This window comes from Paraplanobispora takensis (genome assembly GCF_016863195.1).
GTDB classification, from domain to species: Bacteria; Actinomycetota; Actinomycetes; order Streptosporangiales; family Streptosporangiaceae; genus Planobispora; species Planobispora takensis.
The window spans coordinates 1-651 of record NZ_BOOK01000152.1 but is presented as its reverse complement, the minus strand read 5'-3'; the positions used below and the strand labels follow the sequence as shown (position 1 = coordinate 651).

1 protein-coding gene is annotated in these 651 nt (G+C 72.5%); it reads left to right on the top strand.

Going from position 1 to position 651, the window contains the following annotated elements:
- On the top strand, nt 1–651 hold a 651-nt coding region (locus Pta02_RS40860; RefSeq protein WP_239131609.1), incomplete at both ends, for a phosphopantetheine-binding protein.

Sequence of the window (651 nt, the reverse complement as noted above, 5' to 3'; positions counted from 1 at the left end):
TCGGCGGCTGGTGGCTTACGTGGTGCCGGCCTCGGCTGCGGCTGCGGCTGCGGGCGGTACGGCGGCGCCGAGGACGCCGGACGGGCTGCTGGCCGTGTCGGTGTCGTCTCCCCACGACACCGGGCGGGAGATGTCGCAGCAGGACATCGACGGGGGGTTGGCCGAGGAGCTTCGGGGGTTTGTGCGGGGGCGGTTGCCGCAGTACATGGTGCCTTCGGCGGTGGTGGTGCTGGGGGCGTTGCCGTTGACGGGCAACGGCAAGCTGGATCGGGCGGCGTTGCCGGCGCCGCAGGTGGCGGGGGGTGGCCGGGAGCCGGGTACGCCGGTGGAGGCGGTGTTGTGCGGGTTGTTCGCCGAGGTGCTGGGGGTGGCCTCGGTAGGGGTCGAGGACGGGTTCTTCGATCTGGGCGGGGACAGCATCAGCGCGATCCAGTTGGTGGCGCGGGCACGCGCGGCGGGCCTGATGTTCGCTCCGAAGGATGTGTTCCGTCATCAGAGCGTGCGTGAGCTGGCGCTGGTGGCGACGGAGGACGAAGGCGTCCAGGCCGAGCCGGAGGGTGCCGGGGTCGGGCCGGTGCACCCGACGCCGATCATGCACTGGCTGGCCGAGCGGGAGGGCCCTGCCGACGGGTTCAACCAGACGGTGGTGCT